General features: G+C 55.9%; 1 protein-coding gene. It reads left to right on the forward strand.

Annotated features, from left to right (window positions below; all coding sequences use genetic code 11):
• The coding region (locus tag CSV68_RS16525) for a TCP-1/cpn60 chaperonin family protein (RefSeq protein WP_304442472.1) at nucleotides 1-555 on the forward strand (555 nt) is incomplete at both ends.

Below are 555 nucleotides of genomic sequence, written 5' to 3' on the forward strand. Positions count from 1 at the left end.
CGTTGCGAAAGCAGGCAAGCCGCTGGTTATCATTGCTGAAGACGTTGAAGGTGAAGCACTGGCGACCCTGGTGGTTAACACCATGCGTGGCATCGTGAAAGTGGCTGCGGTTAAAGCACCTGGCTTCGGCGACCGCCGTAAAGCGATGCTGCAGGATATCGCTACCCTGACTGGCGGTACCGTAATCTCTGAAGAGATCGGTATGGAGCTGGAAAAAGCGACCCTGGAAGACCTGGGCCAGGCTAAACGCGTTGTGATCAACAAAGACACCACCACCATCATCGATGGCGTGGGTGAAGAAGCGGCTATTCAGGGCCGTGTTGCTCAGATCCGTAAGCAGATTGAAGAAGCAACCTCTGATTACGACCGTGAAAAACTGCAGGAGCGCGTAGCGAAACTGGCAGGCGGCGTGGCAGTAATCAAAGTGGGCGCGGCAACTGAAGTTGAAATGAAAGAGAAGAAAGCACGCGTTGACGATGCTCTGCACGCGACCCGTGCAGCAGTAGAAGAAGGCGTGGTAGCTGGTGGTGGTGTCGCGCTGGTGCGTGTTGCCGC

This window comes from Sporosarcina sp. P29 (assembly GCF_002743265.1).
Classification (GTDB): domain Bacteria; phylum Bacillota; class Bacilli; order Bacillales_A; family Planococcaceae; genus Sporosarcina.